This window comes from Flavobacterium sp. N502536 (assembly GCF_025947345.1).
In the GTDB taxonomy this organism is placed as follows: domain Bacteria; phylum Bacteroidota; class Bacteroidia; order Flavobacteriales; family Flavobacteriaceae; genus Flavobacterium.
The window spans coordinates 1686333-1702095 of sequence record NZ_CP110011.1; the positions used below are offsets into that span (position 1 = coordinate 1686333).

The following is a 15763-nucleotide window of genomic DNA, read 5'->3' on the forward strand; positions in this document are numbered from 1 at the left end:
CATGTATCCTTATTTCAAGAAGAAATTCATCATACCTGCTGTTGCTGCAGGGTTTTTATTTGTCGGAACCAGTTTCAAAGACGATTTTTTTGAAATTGCCAAACAAATCGAAATTTTTACCACGTTGTTCAAAGCGGTAAATACCAATTATGTCGACGAAACCAACCCGGGTGACCTGATGGACAAGGCCATTAAAAGCATGTTGGGAAGTCTCGATCCTTATACCGTTTATTTCAACGAACAGGATGTTGTTAATTTCAAAATCAACAACACAGGCGAATATACCGGAATCGGAGCTTTGATTTCGAGAAAAAAAGACCGTCTAATTGTACGCGAACCTTATAAAAACTATCCTGCCGACAAAGCCGGATTGAAAGCCGGAGACGAAATCATTCAGATTGGTGATGTTATGATCGCCGATTTTAAGGATGATGCCTCGCAATTACTGAAAGGAACTAAAAACACTAAAATTAATATCAAATACCTGCGTCAGGGAAAAACCTTCACTACCGAATTGGTTTTGGATGAAGTAGATATTAAATCGGTTCCGTTTTACGGAAAGATTGATGCCAAAACCGGATACATTGTTCTGGCGCACTTTAGCCGAAAAGCTTCCAACGAAGTAAAAGACGCCCTGGAAAAACTTAAAGCAGACGGCGCGACTCAAATAGTACTTGATTTAAGAGGAAATCCGGGTGGTTTGCTCAACGAAGCCATAGATATCTGTAATTTATTTGTTCCGAAGAACGAAGTTATTGTGACTACAAAATCACGTATCGAAAAACACAACAATACCTATAAAACGACTAAAGAGCCTATTGATACTGAGATTCCTTTGGCCATTTTGGTAAACGGACGAAGCGCCTCAGCCTCCGAAATTGTTTCAGGAGCTTTACAGGATTTAGACCGTGCTGTGATTTTGGGAAGCCGCAGTTTCGGAAAAGGTTTGGTACAGCGTTCTGTTGATCTGACTTACGGGACTCAGTTAAAAGTTACGATCTCACGTTATTACACGCCTTCCGGCCGTTGTATTCAGGCTTTGGATTATGCGCATAAAGATAAAAATGGTGTCGCTCAAAAAACCGATGCTAAAAATTTCAATGCTTTTAAAACCCGAAAAGGAAGAACCGTTTATGATGGTGGTGGTGTTTTACCGGATATCGAACTGGACGAAACCAAAATGAGTCCGATTACAACAGCCTTGCTAAAAAATGACGGGATCTTTGATTATGCCACAACGTATTATTACAAAAATCCAAACTTAGGCGATAAAACACCTGTTTTGACGGATGCTGATTACAGCAGTTTCAAGCAATATCTAAAAGCCAACAAAATTAGCTTTGATACAGAAACAGAGGTGGCCCTGAAAAACACGCTGAATGCCGCCAAAAATGAAAAAATAGACGAAACTATTGCTCCGGAATACCAGCAATTACTAGCTGCTTTGGAGAAAAGTGAGAGTACGCTGCTTGATAAAAATCAAAAGGAAATTAGAAACCTGATACAGGAAGAACTGATTAAGAGATACCAATATCAGGAAGGTTTGTATCAGTATTACATTAAAAACAATTCAGAAATTAAAAAAGCAGTAAATGTATTAAATAACCAGACTGAGTACAAAACGATTTTAAAAATGTAAAAATAATGAAGCTTTGTAGAGCCCTATTTCTGTTTCTTATTTACAATTTATCGGCACAGCAAAAACCCATTGAAACTATTTATTTCGAATTTGACAGGTTCGATCTTACTCCAAAACAAACCGAAATTGTAAACCGTTTTATTAAAAGTATCGACTCCTCTAAAGTAGAGTCGGTACAAATATATGGCTATTGTGATGATCGCGGAAATGACGAATACAATTTCCGTTTGTCTAACAATCGCGCAAGCACTATCCAGAACATGTTGATTAAAGCGGGATTCAATCAGGGTAAAATTGTAATTCTGGAAGGAAAAGGGCGTGTTGTTGTACGGCCCGACACTGTCGAAAACCTGCACGAAACCCGCTCCCGAAACAGACGCGTCGATTTGATAGCCGTTAAGAAAAACAGTTTTGGAAAAGGAATTTACAACTCGTTCCCTAACAAGCTAAAAATTGGCGACAAAGTTTTCTTAGACAATATACTGTTTGATATTGGAAGTTCAAAACTGACCACCAATTCTAAAAAGGAATTAGACAAGGTTGCCATAATCTTAGAAAAGCAAAAAGGTCTAAAATTTGAAATTAGGGGGCACGTTTGCTGCACCCCCGACATTTATAGTGACGGAATCGACAGGGCCACCAACGAAAGAAGACTTTCCTGGAACCGCGCCAAAACTGTATTCTATTATCTGAGTTCCAAAAAAATCTCCAAGAACCGAATGACCTACCAAGGTTGTGGTAACAAATATCCGCTAGGAAAAGGCGACAATCTCGATCGCCGTGTTGAGTTTTTGATTACGAAGCTTTAGTTAATTTCCTAATTCAAGCTGATTTTTAACTAAATTAAAATAATCTGATTTGTTAGCTACCAGTTCTTTATGATTACCAATTTCAGCAATTTTGCCTTTGTTGAGCACAATAATCTGATCTGCATTTTTTACAGTACTTAAACGATGCGCAATAATTAATACTGTTTTACCTTTAAAAAATTGCTGCAAATTATCATGTATGATTTTTTCATTATCAGCATCTAATGCACTTGTCGCTTCATCAAAAAATATATAATGAGGTTTTTTATATACTGCCCGTGCAATTAAAATTCGTTGCTTCTGCCCACCGGACAAACCATTTCCAGAAGCTCCAATTTTAGTATTGTATCCTAATGGTAAAGAAGAAATAAAGTTTTCTATGTTTGCAATTTTTACGGCCATCAAAAGCCTTTCTTTATCTACAAATTCATCTCCCGTTGCTATATTTCTTTCAATTGTATCAGAAAAAATAAATCCATCCTGCATTACTACACCACAATTATCTCTTAAACTTCTGGCTGAAATCGAATTAATGTTTTTTGAATTTACATACAATTCTCCTTTTGTAGGTTCATAGAATTTTAATAGTAATTTTAACAATGTAGTTTTGCCGCTACCGCTTGCCCCCACTATTGCTGTAATTTTACTTTCGGGAATAATAAAATCAATATCTTTTAAAACATAGGGCGACTTTGGTCCTTCATATTGAAATGATACATTTTTGATATCAATAAAAAAATGCTCTTCCTTAGAAATTTCTTTTTGATTTTCTATATATTCAGTGGGATGATTCTGAACTTCATTTAATCGTTCTAAACTTAATTTTGCATCCTGAAGAGAACGAAAAAAAATTACCAATTGCTGAATTGGCGAGTTCATTTGTCCAATAATATAAGAAACTCCCAATAACTGCCCCAGAGTCATCGTTCCGTTTACTACATAAGATGCGGCTAAAAAAGTTACAAAAATATTCTTAATCTGATTAATAAACTCAAAGCCTGATAATTGAAACTGGTCTATTCTTAAAATTCTAAGGTTTATCTTAAATAATTTTTGTTGTATTGACTCCCATTCTCTAAGTTTAAAGTCTTCAAATTTATTAAGTTTCATTTCTGTTAAGCCATTAATGATCTCATAAATTGATCCCTGATCTTCGCACCTTTGTTGAAAACGATAGTAATCTAATATTTTTCTCTTTTTTAGCCAATAAAAAGACCAGCTTAAAGATATAATTGTCAACATTATATATACTAAAAAAATCCTGTAATCATAATATAAGAAAATGCCAAAGAATACTATAAAAGTAATAATTGAAAAAAATGTAGTAAGACTTTGAGAACTTAAAAACTCTTCTATTCTCTCATTGTCCTGAATTCTCTGAATAAAATCACCTCTTTTTTTAGTGTCGAAAAACTTAATTGGTAATCGAAGGATTTTTTTAATGAAATCTGAAATAATAGAAATGCTTAAATGAGAGCCAACATAAAGCATTAACCAATTTCGAATTACGTCAATAGAGATTGAACCAAAAAACACCGCTAATTGAACTGACAGAATCAGTAAAATATAATTCATGTCTTTTCCGTTGACACCATTATCAATTAATTTTTGCGTTAAAAAAGGAAAAGCTAATGTTAAAATACTTCCGGCAAAAAGCAAAAAGAAGATTGCTATAAATTTTCTTTTATGTGGATACAAAAATGGGAAAATTTGCTTTATGCTTATCTTATCTTCTACAATTGGTTCTTTATTCATAAATTCCTCTGTGGGAAGTAAAAACAAAACCACACCAGTACTATCACCTGAATACCAAGATTTTAAAAAGAAGTTTTCAGAAATTCTCATAAGACCGTGTGCAGGATCTGCAATATGGAAATAATACTTATTAGAAAAAAAAGTTTTTTTTATTTTCCTTAAAACCACAAAATGATTTTGATTCCAATGCAATATACAAGGAAAAAATTCTTTGCGTTCAATAAGTTCATTCAATTTAACTTTAAGGGAGTATGTATCTAGACCAATACTACTAGCGGCCTCTCTTATACCACTTAAAGAAACTCCTTCTCTTGTAATAAATGAGCTTTCTTTAAGATATTTTAGAGAATAATTTTTACCATAATAACTTGCTATCATACTCAAACAAGCTGGACCACAATCCATTTTATCATGTTGATGTTTGAATTGAAAAGAAGGCATATATTGTTTTGTTAAATTAAATAATGATCCATGTTACTTTAATTCCGTCTTGATTTATTGGTACTCTTTAAACCTAAATTATTTCAAGTGCCTTTTTATCATACAACATTGCAAGGAAATATAAACAAGCATCTTTTGGCCAATCTTTTACAAGATTTTTAATTAAATCATTTACGTTAAAAACCTGATTTGTATTTAGCTTGTCAATAATTACTTCGAGTTCTGAATGGTATCTTATTTCCATTTTATAACCTCTGGCGAAAAAAGTAAGTTCATCTTCAAACAAAACTGAATAGAGTTTAAAAAATTGAGGAACCTGAACTTTTGTATTATCCAGTATGTTATAATCCTCATCTATACTGAATCTTTTTTCAGAAGTAAGTGTTAGTGGAAGACCTGACCATCCACCATTGCTTAAAATTGCATATCTATATTCGTTACTTACATGATTTAACAAATCAACAACTGTAGTTTCGTCATTTAAATTTTGAACAGACAAAAGAGATTTAATATTGCTTGTATCTGTATCAATAGTTAGTACAGAATCATCTTTTTGTATGTATTGAATAGCAAAAGACTTAAACATTTGTTTTGTATATCTTTCTTTTGTTGGGTTATTAAACCATAATGTATAGGCAACTGATAAATCGCCGGAATACCCAACATGCCACTTATCCCAAGGCATATAATAAATATCTCCTGTTTTAAACTGATACTTAATGGCATATTCAAGTAAAGGCTCTATTTCTGTATTGTTTGTCTTGGAACTGGCTTTTTTGTCATAAATTTCGTTTTCCCAGTTATACATTATTTTATCACCGGGACCTAAGTGAAAGTGAATAACATTTTCTCCACGTCTGTCTCTATGAATTCCTAATGGTGTATAGCCGTAATTTCCTATAAAAATAGTTCCGTCCAAACCTAAAACAGGTATTCCTAGTTTTTTTATTAACGGGTCTAATAATAGTCGGACTGTTTTTGCCATTTCGTTAGAATATTTTTCGGTAAAATTCATGATAATCGCGAATTTTTGTCCGTTAAAAACCCTTTCTGAGTATTGTTCGATGTTTTCTTTTTCTAATGGCGGATTGCTAAAAACATTGTTTACAACATATTTTTCACTTTGTTCTTCACCATCAAGATAAAAACGAAAACCTTCGACGTTTAGATTAAATTTTGACATATTTCGTAAAATATTCAAAACTTCAACATTCATTTTATCAACATTCGATTGCGTTAAAGCATTTTCGAAAACATTTGTTTTAGAGAAATTTTCATTTTTAACTAAAAAATTATCCCACCAAAAATCATTTAAATCATTGCGGCTGATATTATTTACTTCCATAAAATGTTTTTAAAAGTTAATAAAAGTTAGGAGAATAAAACTCTCCTAACCTTTTTTTATAAAACTAAGATTATTTATTTGTTCTAATTTTGATCTTAACTTTAACATCATCTTCTAATCCACCTTTAACTTTAGTTTCTTCTAGTGGAGATAAAGTTTTTACATTTAAAAAACTTTTCGCATCGAATTTTTGATTTTTCATGGTAATAAATTTAATTGTTTAAAGAATGTGCTCAAAAGTTTAAAGACATTAGAACTTTATCGGTCTCACCTTGCAAGATGTCTTCTATATTTTATCACTTTGTTCTATTATATTCTTCTTCGTTGATGTTTTTATTTTCTAGCGTTTTGAATTTTTTACCAAAATCATACACTATTGCTAATCTGAAATATCTGCTGTCATAATAATTTCTGAAGGACGTTTTAATATCATTTGAATAAGATGTATAAGTTGTTCTGCTAGAACTTAATATATCGTTTCCGTTGAGTGATATATTTAATTTTTTTTCTAAAAGCAAAACTTTGAGTGTTGCATTTAATTGATTAAAACTTGTATTGGTATCTAAATTATCTACTCCGTTTGTCGCAAAGATGTAAGACAAATTAAAAACGATTGTTTTCTTTTTATTTAAAGTGTAATCATTGCTTAATGAAAATTCTCCGTTCCAACTTTTTAAATAATCAAGTGTAACTGGAATCTTAGACGAGGTTGAACTGTAATATACATCAGCATAAAAATTTATTTTTACACCTTGAAAAGGTTCAATAATTATCGTTTGGTTAAAACCTGCCATTTTATTGGTAAGGAAATTTTGAGGAATGTTTTTTTGAACATTTGTTGCTGCATTAATAATTGCAACTTCTTCGAATCCATTTTCTAGATATGAGAAGTAAAATGAACTAATTAAACTATCTTTGTATGCATACTCAAATTCGAAATTTTGAGAATATGAAGGCTGTAAAAATGGATTTCCAACTGCAAATGAATATGGCGAATAAATCCAAACAAACGGATTTAAAAAATTATAATCTGGTCTGTTAATGCGTCTTCCGTAATTTAGAGAGAATGAATTGTTGTCATTTGGAGTATATGAGACATAAAATGTTGGAAATAGTTTTGTATAATTTACTTTATGAGTTTCGTATAATGTTTTAGAGTTTCCTGTGGTTTGAGTATTTTCTAAACGCAGTCCAAATTTAGAATCCCATTTTTCGCCTAGTTCTTTTTGCGCTGAGAAATATAATGCCTGAGTATCTTCTTTATAAAGAAATTCGTTACTCTGTAAAGGATCTTTTATAGAATTTCCATTTTTTATATCAAAAAAACTAAATCCGTTATTTGTATTGATACAAGAAAATCTTCCTCCATAGTTCAAATTCACCAATTTTGTCGGATGTTCCATATCAATATTGAAAGAATAGTTTTTTATTTTTTGATTACCTACATTAAATGCTGACACAAATGAACTTGGCATTAGCACATAATCACTTGAATAGGTATTTGTTTCAAAAAATCTCTGCGTATCAATTTTATAATCAAAATAATCAAAATCAAGAGATAAAACTTTACCAACTGTATCTATTTTGTAGATAAAATTATAGTTCAAGGAATTTGAAATTCTATTTCGCTCATTATTTGCATTTGTGATTAATAAAGAATTAATACCTTCACTATTAAGATTACTTAATGTACTTAAAATGTTTTCTTTTGTTGAGGGTTTATTTCTTATTCCATTATATAAAAACCCTGTAGATATTTTATCTGTAATCTTATAATCTAAACCCAGTTTAGTAGAAAACACATTTGAATAATCTCTTTTGTTTTTTTCTTCTTTCCAACTGATATCGGGATAATTAATTACTCTATTTTCGACAGGTGCATTCGAGCCATTCGCATATGTTAAATTTGTATTTAAAGTAATTTTGTTTTTCTTTGCATTAAAACTTATCCCTGTTTCTCCTTTTGCGTAAGTTGCCTGGTGATAAACTGACCTTATCGAAGAATTCCATGAGTCATTTTTAAGCTTTTTAGTTTTTATGTTTATAATTCCACTGTTTCCGTCTGCATTGTATTTTGAAGGTGGATTCGTAATTACTTCTATACTTTTTATTTGCTCTGCTTTTAATGTTCTTAAATAATTAATTAAGTCATCGCCTGTGAGTTTCAATAATCGATCGTCTATCATTACGCTCATTTCACTTTTGCCAATCATGGCAATTTGATCATTCTGAACTTTTATTCTCGGTGTTAATTTTAAAATATCAATAACATCTCCGCCAGTTGCAGCAATAGAACTTTCGACATTAAAGACCAATCTGTCAATCTTTCGTTCTAAAACTTTCTTTTTTGAAGTTACAACGACCTCGTCTAAGTTCTGCTTATTTTCATTTACCCTTATTATTCCTAAATCTATATTTTGAGTAATATCAATGTTTTGTTGAACTGTTTTAATTCCAATTTTTTTAATTTGAAAAAAATATTTTCCACTATCGATTAATAAAACAAATTCTCCATTGCTACTGGATAATTCACTTTTAATAATTGTAGAATCCTGATCAAAAACAATTATTTCAGCAAGTTCTATTGCGCTTTCATTTTGGTTAACAATTTTACCTGTTAATTTTATTTGAGAAAATACACTTGTTGGAACTATCATTAACAAAAATGTTGAAATGTAAATCTTACTCATTAGATTTTGTATTTAGCAGGGTTGAAAGAATCAAAAAATAGCCAATTATTCTTACAGCAAATATATAAAGGAAAACAAAAAAGCCTTATGCGATTTTATACGAATTATCTTTAATTATTTATATAAAAAACAAAAAATTGTATTAAAAATACTATTTATTATAAGAATATTTTGAAATAAAAATGGAAAAACCAATAAAAAAATACATCTTGAAAAAGGCCTTTTTCAAGATGTATTAGCCGATTTAATTGAGATGACACAATCCAACTTATAGTAGAAGAGAAAATAGGCTAAAAAAATAACCGAATTGGAATGGGCAAAAATTGCCAAAGAATTAGGTATAAAAAAAGAGGATATCTATCGGCAAGATATCCTCAAAACTGTTCAAACAGATATAACCTTACAATCATTCTCAATCCTTGATCTTATTTTATCCTAAAAAAAGAAAATTCAGCACTAAAAAAAAATTTAAATTATTTATTGCGTTGCATCTCTATGTGTTCAATATCGTCCTCCAGATACATTTCACTGGTTTGCACAAATCCGTGGCTCTCGTAGAATTTTTTCAAATACAGCTGCGCACCAATGGTTATGGCTTCTTTATCAAAATTCGATTTTATGGCAGCAATTGCTTCACGCATTAGGTCATGTCCCCATTTTCGGTCTCTGTAATTGGCATCTACCACCACACGTCCGATTGAAGCATTGTCAAAACTGATTCCTGCGTCAAACAAACGTACATACGCCACTGTTTTCCCATCGTACTCGCCAATCAGGTGCAATGCTTTCTTGTCTTTACCGTCAAGGTCTAAATAAACACAGTTTTGCTCTACTACAAAGATCTCACTTCTTAATTTGAGCACATCATATAGCTCGTTTACATTTAATGCCTCAAATGGCTTTATTTTCCATTTTAGTTCCATTCGTCTTTTATTTATAATTTTGGTTCTATTGTTTTTGTGGTTCTAACTTCCGTTAAAAGCAAAATTACACTAAATACTATCAAATAGAAATCCCGACTGTTGTTTACAATCGGGATTTCTATTTAGTACGGAAGTATTATCTTATTTTTTCTTCATAATAATTTCCATGCTCTTAAACTCCTCCCCGTTTTTTACATCGAACATTTCCATCTTGCGCGTTTTAGCATCTACTATGGTATAAATTTCCCGATAAGGTGTTTTTTTCCCATTTAACGGATTAACCATATCTCCTTTCAGTTCCATGCTTTTGGTACTTTCATCATACTTACCCGTTGCCACGAGCATTCCGGTTCCCATATTATCGATAAAAGTTGTGGTATATTCTTTACTGGCATTGTTGTAAGCGAGTGTACTTTTGCCTTCAAAAGCCTGTCCCATCATCGTTCCCTGATAATTGGATTCCTGATAACGTCCGCCAAGAATCATTTTGATGTTCGCGGTTGAAGTGGCTTTTTCAGGTTTTCCATTTGGTTCTGACCAGAAAGTCATATCGCAGTTCCAGGTTCCAACCTCATCTGTCATTAATTTATGAGGAGTTCCAGGAGTTGCATAAGCCTGCCAGGCTTTCATTTGTGCTGCCGAATCAAGCGGTTGTTCGGTTACTGCTTCTTTGGTTTTAGTACTATCCGAAACACCACCGGTTTCAACTTGTGTTTTCTCTTCTTTTTTACAGGACGCAAAACACACTACTAACATTAACAATGTTACAATTAAATTTTTCATAAGTATCTGTTTTAATGTTTGTTATCAAACAAAATTAAGAAAAATTAACTTGCCGTCGCTCTGTTACAAACCTAAACCCCAAACAATCAGCGTTTATCGATTTTAACCGATTTTATTATTGCTTCGAGATCCAGCATCAAATCACGTTCTTCATTTGACGGTGAATAGCAAAATCCCTCGATTACCAAAATCCTTTTGTACATTTCATCTACAATTGCATAGTTGATAAAGGGTCCGGCCATAAAATCGTTCTTTAGCTCCCAGGTTCCTTTGGTTTCAAAGGCTTTCTTTCCATCTAAAGTTATGGTCGAAAAATAAGGGGCGTAGGCCTCTCCCGTAATCATACGCGTGTTGGGCTCTCTGCCTTTGATGTAACTTCCAACGGAGTCGCGCATCCGGATAATGTTATCAATTACATTGCTACTTTTTTCAAAACTGTGAATTGGGATCTGATAAATCAACAAACTGGTGTTGCCGCTTATAATGTCCTTTTTTAACCAGATAAAGTTCTTTTTGTGCAACATGTATTCATATCCGGTCGGAATTTGCAGATCGATATGAAATTTGTTTTTTATAACAGCTTGATTCAACAAGGATTTACTGTTATCTTCCTGGATTTTTTTGATTTCGGTGTCCCGGATTATTTTGATGATTTGCGCCGAATTGAGTTCGATACTGCAAATAATATCATCAACTGATTTTCCGTAAATTCTAAAAGTGTTATGGGGTAATGATCTGCTGTGGGTTACTTCAAACTTATCAGCAGTTGCTTTTTTTACGACAATTATGCTTCGGCTATCGGTAACAAAACCTTCGAGTAAACGGGCCGGATACTGATTAATAGTAAACAGAGGCTCTTCTTGTGTAAGTCCTAAAACGGGTGAAGCAAATTTGTTCCTAATGCTGTCTCCTACTTCGCCATACCATAACTGATCGTCGATGATGACAGAAATCGAATTGGTTTTTCCGGATACAGGTTCGTCCTGCTTTTCATTTTTAAAACACGAAATGAAGAGCAACGGAAGTAACAGCAATAAAAAATGGGTTTTATTCATTCTCTTAAGTTATGAAATAAAACCCAAATTTATATAAGATTTTTTATTATCCGTTTATTTTAAGCTTCATTCCTGGTTTAATGTCTCCGTCTTTAATGTTATTCCACTTTTTAATATCGGAAATGGTTACTCCCGGATATTTTTTAGAAATACTATACAACGAATCTCCTTTTTTAACATAATAGTCTTCACCCAGGGCTTTTGTTGTTGCTTTTTTCTTGAACGAATCAATTGAATTGTTTGAAGCAATAGCAGTTGTTACCGCATTCTCATCAACAATTTCAGGAACCGCTTTAGAAACTACCAAAGTTTTTCCTAAACCAATATTATTTGAAGTCAGACTATTTAGTTCTTTTAACTCCGCAATAGTCGTACCGAATTTCTTTGCAATGCTGCCTAAATTGTCTCCGGCCGCTACCACATACTCTTGTGGCTGTGCATTATTTTTATCTTTATCATCAGCAGACGCAATAGCTTCCTCTGTTTTTTTATCGATCGCAAGTGTTGCTTTAGTCTCTTTTGGATTTTTAACCGAAGCGTCTATTTCCGATTTAATTTTCAGGTTTCTTCCAAAGGCAACCGAATTTGATTTCAGATTGTTCCACTTCTTCAGATCGACAATACTCACATTGTACTTTTCGGCAATTGCTCCCAGATTATCCCCTTTCCTGACTTTGTAAAACTGAATCTCTTTGGAAGAATCCTCTTTTACTTTTGCACTGTATTTTGTTCTTGGTGCTGTCTTCATTGCCAGTTGAACAGGCATGGTTTTATTCTGAGCCTGATAGGCTACATAGGCATAAATCTTGTCTTCGTTTGAAACAAAGGTGGCAATTTTATCTTTTGGCAAACGCAGAAAGTGCTGCTCTCCCTGATAATAAGGCACTACATTTAATTTATAAGAAGGATTTAAAAGCTGTAACTGAGATTGCGGCATGTCTAACAAATCGGCTATTTGTTTGAATGACATCTGGTTTTTAATCTGAACCGTATCGGTTTCAAAATTTTTAACTACGGCTCTTTGTGGATTAATTCCGTGTTCTTTATGGTATTCGAAAAGGTACATGGTTGCTAAAAAAGCGGGAACATACCCCTGAGTTTCTTTTGGAAGATGACTGCGAATGTCCCAGTATTTTGTTTTTCCGCCAGAACGACGAATGGCTTTGGTCACATTTCCAGGTCCTGAATTGTAGGATGCCAGAACAAGTTCCCAATCACCAAAGATGTTGAACATTTTGCTCATGTATTCTGATGCTGCAGCAGTTGCTTTAAGCGGGTCGCTGCGCTCATCGATATAAGAGTCTATTTTAAGAGCGTATTGTTTACCGGTTCCGTACATGAACTGCCAGATTCCGGTGGCGCCCATTTTAGAAACTGCTTTAGGGTTTAAAGCAGATTCTACAACGGCTAAATATTTAATTTCTAAAGGTACATTTTGCTTGGCAAAAGCATCTTCAAAAATTGGAAAGTAATATTCGGATAAAGACATTAATCTTGAAAACGACTTTTTACGATTCTTAAGAAATGACTTTATGATGTTTTCTAATCCCTGATTGTATTCAATAGTAAAAGGCGATTTCCCATTCATTGCCTGCAGACGTTGTTTTAGCAAATCTGTTGGCAGTTCCTCATCAACGGTTACATCTGTATTGATGGTTTGAATGTCTTTTGTCAGATCATCGTAAATATCCAGACTTACTAATTCGTTCATCCAAAGACTGTCAACACGTGTTGCCAGTTCATTTTTCTTGAAAGTATTTTTAACAGAATCTAAATACGATATCTTTACAACCGGCTTAATTTCAGCATTTGCTTTTGCAACATCCTGTGCTAACATGGATACTGAAAAAAAAGCGGAAACCATTATTGCTATTTTTTTTACAATCATATAACATTTTTTTAAAATTCTATAATTCAACTCATTACAGAAACCTTAGTTTTGCAAACTTAAACAGTTTATGGATGAAAAATATGCAAAAAAATGTTAATTGTGATTTTTTAGTCCAAAATCGCGGCGATTCCAGGTAAAATTTTACCTTCTAACATTTCAAGCATAGCTCCACCTCCGGTAGAAACATAACTCATTTTATCTTCAAATCCGAACTGTTTTACTGCTGCAACAGAATCTCCACCTCCCACTAATGAGAAAGCTCCGTTTTCTGTAGCTTCAGCAATATAATCGCCTAAAGCGATCGTTCCTTTAGCAAAAGATTCCATTTCAAAAACTCCTAACGGACCATTCCATAAGATTGTTTTCGACTCCAGAATTACTTTCTTAAAGTTTTCTAAAGATTTAGGACCTGCGTCAAGACCTTGCCATCCATCAGGAATTGCGTTTACATCAACTATCTGAGTGTTTGCTGTATTAGAAAAAGCGTCTGCAGCAATTACATCAACCGGGATGTGAACCTGAACTCCTTTTTCTTTGGCCAGTCTCAAAATTTCAAGTGCTAACTCTTGTTTGTCATCTTCGCAAATAGATTCTCCAATTTTACCACCCAGTGCTTTAACGAATGTAAATGTCATTCCGCCACCAATGATCATGTGATCTACTTTGTCTAAGATGTTTTCGATAACGGTAATTTTTGAAGATACTTTCGAACCTCCAAGAACTGCTGTTACCGGTTTTTCACTATTTTTAAGTACTTTATTTAAACTTTCTATTTCTTTTGCCAACAATGTTCCAAAACATTTTTCTGTTGGAAAAAACTGTGCAATAATCGTTGTTGAAGCATGTGCTCTGTGTGCAGTACCAAAAGCGTCGTTTACATAGATGTCTCCCAATGACGCCAATTCTTTTGCAAAAGCAACATCTCCTGCTTCTTCCTCAGCATGAAAACGTAAATTCTCCAATAATAAAACTTCTCCAGGCTGCAAGTTAGCTGCAGCTGACTGCGCTATTTCTCCAACACAGTTTTCAGCAAACTTCACCTGAACTCCTAAGATTTCAGAAGCTGTTTTTAAAATGTGCTTTAACGAATATTTTTCTTCTGCTCCTTTTGGTCTGCCTAAATGCGACATTAAAATTACGCTTCCGCCTTGCGCCAAAATAGCATCAATAGTTGGTTTTGCGGCTTCGATACGCGTAGCGTCGGTTACATTAAAATTTTCATCCAATGGCACATTAAAGTCCACACGGATAATTGCTTTTTTATTTTTAAAGTCGAAATCGTTTAAAGTTTTCATTTGATAATTTTTTAATTTTTTCTGATAGAAAACAAATATAGAACTTTTAGAGTTGCAACAAATTTGAAAAATGTAAAATTAAACCCGCTGCAACAGCGAAAACGATATAATTTAAGAAAAAAAACAAATTAACTTTTAAAGACGCTAAAAATGCTTCTTTAATCGTGAACCGGGCTTTGTGTACAAGGACAGTTACTGATAGATTGTAGGAAATCAAAACCAATTGTTATGGAGTGTGTTCCTGTGTTGTAATTCCCCAAATCGTTGAACATTACCTGATACGAATATCCGAAGTAGAATTTAGATTTCATAAAACCTACCATTGGTCCAACGGATAACGGTTTTGGAAACTGGTCGTTTAAGAAACGATAAGAAACCCCGATCCAATAGTAGTCTTCGTAACGATTGTAACGTCGGTACTTGAAGTTAAAATCGGTTGTAGAACGATTGTCACTTGCGAAGTATTGGTAGTAAACTGATGGTTCGTATTCGATACGGCTGTTTTCTCCGTCTTTAAAAATAAAACCAGAATAGACCTGATAATTGGAAAGCAGCGAAGGTTCAACTCCTCTGTATTTATTGGTGTTTTTCTTTAGTACGTTGTTCGCATTAAAACTGATATAAAATGCTTTGTTACGATACAGGGCACTCACATCAAAGTTGCTGTTTGCGGTATATCGGTTGTCAGTTACAGCCGGATCCAGAATAGGGTGTTCGATAGTGTTATTGAATTCATCAATATCAATACGGAAGCTATTAAAGTTATACGAAAGTCCGAAAGACAGGTATTGTTTTGAATAATAATCCAGGATGATGTGATGCGCAAAGGAAATTTTAGCTCCCGTCTGGCGTGTATATCCATTTTTATCATTGTACACATTGATCCCGACTCCTGAACGATCCAATACTCTAAAATCGGCATAAAGCGACTGGTTGTCCGGTGCATCTTTTATCCCTACCCATTGTGTAAGTCCGTTGGCTCTAATTCGAAGGTTATCTCCAATACCGGCAAAGGCTGGTGAGATAACAAATGGATTATCTGCTAAATACTGTGTAAAAACTGGTAGGTTTAACTCTTGGCTGTAACTTGTTGTTACAGCCATGAGTACTAAAGATAAAATAAACTTTTTCATTGTA

General features: G+C 33.4%; 12 protein-coding genes. 2 read left to right on the forward strand and 10 right to left on the reverse strand.

What is annotated here, in order from left to right; all coding sequences use genetic code 11:
* Position 1 precedes the first annotated feature (1 nt).
* Positions 2-1639 carry a S41 family peptidase gene (locus OLM61_RS07585; protein ID WP_264525781.1) on the forward strand — a complete coding sequence of 546 codons (1638 nt, stop codon included), beginning with the start codon at positions 2-4 and terminating at the stop codon, positions 1637-1639.
* Positions 1640-1644: 5 nt separating this feature from the next.
* Positions 1645-2448, forward strand: coding sequence for an OmpA family protein (locus tag OLM61_RS07590; RefSeq protein WP_264525782.1), 804 nt, complete (start codon positions 1645-1647; stop codon positions 2446-2448).
* Here OLM61_RS07590 and OLM61_RS07595 read toward each other — a convergent pair whose 3' ends face one another.
* From OLM61_RS07595 to OLM61_RS07640, 10 genes are all read right to left on the reverse strand, one after another.
* Entirely contained in the window at positions 2449-4644 is a 2196-nt protein-coding gene (locus OLM61_RS07595) for a peptidase domain-containing ABC transporter (protein ID WP_264525783.1), read from the reverse strand.
* Between the two features lie 73 nt (positions 4645-4717).
* The gene (locus tag OLM61_RS07600; protein WP_264525784.1) at positions 4718-5989 is read right to left on the reverse strand and encodes a hypothetical protein; all 1272 of its coding nucleotides are present in this window, start codon (positions 5987-5989) and stop codon (positions 4718-4720) included.
* A 70-nt stretch (positions 5990-6059) separates the two neighbouring features.
* Positions 6060-6191: a hypothetical protein gene (locus OLM61_RS07605; protein ID WP_264525785.1), complete on the reverse strand. Its 132-nt coding sequence runs from the start codon at positions 6189-6191 to the stop codon at positions 6060-6062.
* Positions 6192-6285: 94 nt separating this feature from the next.
* Complete coding sequence (locus OLM61_RS07610; RefSeq protein ID WP_264525786.1) at positions 6286-8679, reverse strand: outer membrane beta-barrel family protein; 2394 nt, start codon at positions 8677-8679, stop codon at positions 6286-6288.
* A gap of 473 nt (positions 8680-9152) precedes the next feature.
* Entirely contained in the window at positions 9153-9602 is a 450-nt protein-coding gene (locus OLM61_RS07615) for a GNAT family N-acetyltransferase (protein ID WP_264525787.1), read from the reverse strand.
* Between the two features lie 141 nt (positions 9603-9743).
* Complete coding sequence (locus tag OLM61_RS07620; RefSeq protein WP_264525788.1) at positions 9744-10385, reverse strand: DUF1579 domain-containing protein; 642 nt, start codon at positions 10383-10385, stop codon at positions 9744-9746.
* A gap of 86 nt (positions 10386-10471) precedes the next feature.
* Entirely contained in the window at positions 10472-11440 is a 969-nt protein-coding gene (locus OLM61_RS07625; RefSeq protein WP_264525789.1) for a DUF4837 family protein, read from the reverse strand.
* Between the two features lie 46 nt (positions 11441-11486).
* Positions 11487-13328, reverse strand: a complete 1842-nt coding sequence (locus OLM61_RS07630) for a LysM peptidoglycan-binding domain-containing protein (protein ID WP_264525790.1) — start codon at positions 13326-13328, stop codon at positions 11487-11489.
* A 110-nt stretch (positions 13329-13438) separates the two neighbouring features.
* The gene (locus OLM61_RS07635; RefSeq protein ID WP_264525791.1) at positions 13439-14626 is read right to left on the reverse strand and encodes a phosphoglycerate kinase; all 1188 of its coding nucleotides are present in this window, start codon (positions 14624-14626) and stop codon (positions 13439-13441) included.
* A 158-nt stretch (positions 14627-14784) separates the two neighbouring features.
* Positions 14785-15759, reverse strand: a complete 975-nt coding sequence (locus OLM61_RS07640) for a type IX secretion system membrane protein PorP/SprF (protein ID WP_264525792.1) — start codon at positions 15757-15759, stop codon at positions 14785-14787.
* Between the last annotated feature and the right edge of the window lie 4 nt (positions 15760-15763).

Excerpts from the sequence above, each read along its gene's own strand:
- OLM61_RS07585 (WP_264525781.1), top strand. The coding sequence starts at position 2 with ATGTATCCTTATTTCAAGAAGAAATTCATCATACCTGCTGTTGCTGCA.
- OLM61_RS07590 (WP_264525782.1), top strand. The coding sequence starts at position 1,645 with ATGAAGCTTTGTAGAGCCCTATTTCTGTTTCTTATTTACAATTTATCG.
- OLM61_RS07595 (WP_264525783.1), bottom strand. The coding sequence starts at position 4,644 with ATGCCTTCTTTTCAATTCAAACATCAACATGATAAAATGGATTGTGGT.
- OLM61_RS07600 (WP_264525784.1), bottom strand. The coding sequence starts at position 5,989 with ATGGAAGTAAATAATATCAGCCGCAATGATTTAAATGATTTTTGGTGG.
- OLM61_RS07605 (WP_264525785.1), bottom strand. The coding sequence starts at position 6,191 with ATGAAAAATCAAAAATTCGATGCGAAAAGTTTTTTAAATGTAAAAACT.
- OLM61_RS07610 (WP_264525786.1), bottom strand. The coding sequence starts at position 8,679 with ATGAGTAAGATTTACATTTCAACATTTTTGTTAATGATAGTTCCAACA.
- OLM61_RS07615 (WP_264525787.1), bottom strand. The coding sequence starts at position 9,602 with ATGGAACTAAAATGGAAAATAAAGCCATTTGAGGCATTAAATGTAAAC.
- OLM61_RS07620 (WP_264525788.1), bottom strand. The coding sequence starts at position 10,385 with ATGAAAAATTTAATTGTAACATTGTTAATGTTAGTAGTGTGTTTTGCG.
- OLM61_RS07625 (WP_264525789.1), bottom strand. The coding sequence starts at position 11,440 with ATGAATAAAACCCATTTTTTATTGCTGTTACTTCCGTTGCTCTTCATT.
- OLM61_RS07630 (WP_264525790.1), bottom strand. The coding sequence starts at position 13,328 with ATGATTGTAAAAAAAATAGCAATAATGGTTTCCGCTTTTTTTTCAGTA.
- OLM61_RS07635 (WP_264525791.1), bottom strand. The coding sequence starts at position 14,626 with ATGAAAACTTTAAACGATTTCGACTTTAAAAATAAAAAAGCAATTATC.
- OLM61_RS07640 (WP_264525792.1), bottom strand. The coding sequence starts at position 15,759 with ATGAAAAAGTTTATTTTATCTTTAGTACTCATGGCTGTAACAACAAGT.